Source organism: Streptomyces laurentii (assembly GCF_040635425.1).
GTDB classification, from domain to species: Bacteria; Actinomycetota; Actinomycetes; order Streptomycetales; family Streptomycetaceae; genus Streptomyces; species Streptomyces laurentii.
The window spans coordinates 1-3,908 of record NZ_JBEYHT010000124.1 but is presented as its reverse complement, the minus strand read 5'-3'; the positions used below and the strand labels follow the sequence as shown (position 1 = coordinate 3,908).

Genomic DNA, 3,908 nt, shown 5'->3' with positions numbered 1-3,908 from the left:
GCACAGTGCTTTTGGAGGATATAAGCAGTCGGGCATCGGCCGAGAGACCCACAAGATGATGCTGGAGCACTACCAGCAGACCAAGAACCTTCTGGTCAGCTACTCGCCGAAGAAGCTTGGGTTCTTCTAGCGGCGGAGGCGCCTGACCCTCCGCTCCGGAGGGCGGCCTGACCGATGCTGGCTGAGAACACCGGCCCCGGGCCTGGGCTCTTCCCGCTCCCTGCGGTGAAGGGGCCTGGGCCCATTCGCGTTGACGAGTAACTCTCCCTATTCGGCGATCCAAGCCCGTACGGATTCGGGCGGTTGAGTGGTCCGCATGGCTGGGCGACGAGTCTGTCCAGTCCCGATACTGGGCGAAGGTCTACAGGGCACGTTCACCTGGTGCTGGTTCTTCATCAGGGGAAATTCCAGCACCGCGCACACCACCTTCCGTGTTACCTCGCGGCCGGGCCGGACGCGGCGGGGGCACAGTGCCCGGACACCTGTACGGGTACCAGCTCACGCACAGGCCATCCTGCGGTAGAGCACGACCTGACCGTCTGCCGCACCTGCGACAACCACTCCTGCCAATAGCCGGCACACCTCCGGCTGGGTGCGGCTGCGGAGCACCGGGCTGAGCGGGTGGCCCGGCGGCGGGACCCAGGGCGTGCGCTACTTGGGCCCGTTCATGCCGGACCCGCGGCAGGTGCCGGCGGCGGTCGCCGAGTACCTGGCCGAGCTGGAGATCGCGGACCCGTCGTACTTGAAGATGTACGGCGAGAGGGACGGTACGGCCCGTACGCACGCCGGGGAGATCCAGACAGCTGGGGGGCTGGCGCGACTTCCCCGAGGACCGGGACGAGCTGAGCGGGTGGTTGGACGCGTGGGCCTGGCCGACCGGGGACGGGCCGAAGGCGCGGCTCGACGCGGCGGCTGGGTGGCTGCGCGGGCGGCGGGTGCTCCTGCCCAGGACAACGACGCTGACGAGGCCGGCGGGCACGGTGCGCGAGGCGGTGAACCAGCGGCTGTGGGACACGCTGTTCGTGCTGCTGCACACCGGGCAGCGGGCTGTGCTGGACTCGCTGCTGACGGTGCCGCCCGGCGAGCGGGTCTCGGAGGTGGACCGTCTACGCCGCGGCCCGGTACGCGTGTCCGGACCGCAGATGAAGTGGGCGCTCAAGCACGCCGAGGGGATCGCCGCCCTCGGCATGGGCGACCTCGACGTGTCGGCGATCCCGCCGCGCCGCCCGGCGGAGCTGCCCCGGTACGAGGTGAACGGCGCAAGGCATCGCTGCTGCGCCGGAACAGCGCTGTGCCGCGACCGCCGGGACACCCAACCACCGCGCCCCACCTCGGAGACAGCCAGGTCCGAGGCGGGGTGCGGATCGACGAGGAGAAGGATCAGAGGTGCTGTCCAGTTTCCCTTCCCTCTTCTGCGGCCGGGCTCGGCGGCGTAGCCGTCGTGGCTGCCGGTGGTGACCTGGATGGTGGCGGTGTTGCTGGTGACCGTCTCGCCCTGCGGGTCGGCCGCCGTGGCGGCGGCGGTGTTGGTGACGGAACAGGTCGTACCGTATCCGCCGTCGCCGCTCCCTCCGCTCCCGTTCCCGTCGTCGTCGCCGTTTCCGGCGTGCGGACAGGCGGCGAGATCGGCCTCGGTGACGGTGTAGCTGCCGTAGCAGGCGGTGTTCTCCCCGGCGGCGAGGGCGGTGCTGTCGCAGGTGGCGGTGCCGATCAGGTTGTCCGTGACCGTCACCCCGTGCAGGCAGAGTCACTGGTGTTGGTGACCGTGTATGCGTACTCCACCGTGTCCCGGACAGCGAATGGCCCGGCAGGCACGACCCGCTTGGCGCTGGCGTCCGAGGGGCGCAATATAGGTGACAATCCCCGGTTTCCGAAACCGGGGATTGTGCGGACCATCGAGTGTGTTCGACGATCGCTGTACTTGGCGGTGGAGCATCGCGAACGGTCGTAGTCCTGAAGGCAGTGGATCAGCACTGACCTGCGCACCTTTGAGGGGCACCGTGAAGCCCAACCCGATCGTCCTTCTCTGCTCGCACAACCCAGACGTTCCTCAGCATCCAGATAGCTGTGCTGTGCCTCGGCCATTCATTCCATCCGTCCTCCGTTCGACTCCGCCAACGATCGAGCCCGCCAAGCTGCTGGAATCACCTGCGGGAAGTTGGGGCGTGGCACTGTGACCCACGAGGAGTGGTTGACTCGATGGCTCGAACGGGCCCCTGAGCTAAGCGAGGACCAAGCCGAGCGGATACTGGAGCTGATGGGCCTCGCGCCGGCCGACTAGCGGAACACCGGCTCCACTCGGGTCGCGTCGAACGTGCGGCCCTTCCCGCGACCTGACGGATGAATGATGACGGCAGTTAGGATCTCCCTCACGATGAGCCTCTGCCGCTCCAGGGAAAGCCCGTCCCACCCCTTCGTAAGAAGCTCCGGCGAAAGGACCTTGATGGCCGGAGGAACGATCGACATAGCCCTCTCCGCCTTGAGGTCGTCCCTACGAGACTCAAGATCGTCCAGGGCTGTGACGTAGGAGCTGGCCCGGACTTGCTTCGCTTCCCAGAGGGCCTTCAGCTCTTCGATCTGCTCAAGTATGTCGTTGAACTCGTCCTCCTTCTCCCAGGGCTCCGGCTGCGCTGCCTCCAGGATGCTCCGCTCCGTGGCGGCCTTCTCGACCATGCCGAAGATCAGGTCCTTGATCAGTTGGTCAACCCGGGGTCCTGAGACTTGCAGGCCGCCGCACTGGTCCGGGTGCTGCTTATTGCAGTTGTAGGCGAAAGTGTTCGACTTCCTTCCCCTGATCCAGACGGGCTTGCCCGTCATCGGAAACATGCATCGGCCACAGCGGATGATCCGGGATAGGAAGTACTTCGCTGTCGTCTTGTCACCCGGCTTGATGGCTCCCTTCTGTATCGCCTGGAGCGCTTCGAACTTCGCGAGGTCCGGTTCACCGTTGGGTGTCACGACCAAGGGCTCCCAATCCCCCATGACGTAGCTGCCGTCGCTGTTGAACTGAGGCTGACCCTTATAGATTCGGATGCCGAAGTTGCGGGCCCGGAAGATCATGGTCTTAGTGCCGGCCCACGTGAACGGCTGGCCCGTATTCGGGTTCACCGCACCGTTCTCGTGAAGGTAGTCCATGCAGGTATGGATACTGTCCCCGGCTATGTGTCCATCGATGATCTCGTTGATCAGCTTCGCGGCCTGAGGGTCGAGTTTATCGCGGTCGTTTACGTCCCAGCCGTAAGCCAGGGTGCCTCCGTGGTACTTGCCCTTGGCCGCCTTCCACTTGTTGTCCCGGATGATGCGTCGTGAGGTGTCCGAGGAAGCCTTGTTGGCTATTGAGACGAAGAGGCGGGCCGAGAATCTTCCGTCAGCAGTCGAGAGGTCGAAGTTCTGGCCCGACATCGTGTCGAAGATGAGCCGCTTCCTCGAGTCCTCGTAGATGTCGATGGCCTTTTCGAGGTCCCGGGGCTGCCTGGCGAACCTGTCGATGTCGTACGACAGCATCCCGGCGATGCGGACTGCCCGGAGGTCGCTGAGAGCCCGCTTGAAGTCCGGCCGCGACACGTTTCGCTTGAACGCGGACAGGTTGTTGTCCTCGTAGAAGACCACCTCGCGGTTGTGCTTGCCTGCCAGCCATCGAAGATCGTCCTTCTGTTTGAGGACGCCCTTCCGCTCAAGCTCCGCAGCCTCCTCCTCGGTGATCCTGCCCTCCTTTACGGCCCTGCGGATGTCTGCAAGGTCGGCGTCGGAGATGCGGCAGTACCCACCCAGGGGGAGGCTGGGGTCAGCGAAGGGCCGATCGTCTATCTCGTGGTCGTCCCGCACGTTGGATCTCCCGTTCTCCCAGGTGGCAGGGGTGTGGGTGGAGAGTAGACGGCCAATACGGAGCTGTGTCCAACTCCGGTTGG

Annotated in this window: 2 protein-coding genes and 1 pseudogene; 2 read left to right on the top strand and 1 reads right to left on the bottom strand. The window is 65.4% G+C overall.

The window, feature by feature from the left end:
* Positions 1 to 130 (top strand): aldehyde dehydrogenase family protein (locus tag ABZ693_RS35960; protein WP_359885703.1); only part of this gene is annotated, 130 nt, incomplete at its 5' end.
* Positions 131 to 649: 519 nt separating this feature from the next.
* Positions 650 to 1,300 (top strand): annotated as a pseudogene (locus tag ABZ693_RS35955) (DUF4158 domain-containing protein); the annotation flags it as partial.
* 977 nt (positions 1,301 to 2,277) lie between these two features.
* Here ABZ693_RS35955 and ABZ693_RS35950 read toward each other — a convergent pair.
* A partial coding sequence (locus tag ABZ693_RS35950) for a recombinase family protein (RefSeq protein ID WP_359885702.1) occupies positions 2,278 to 3,908 on the bottom strand: 1,631 nt, incomplete at its 5' end.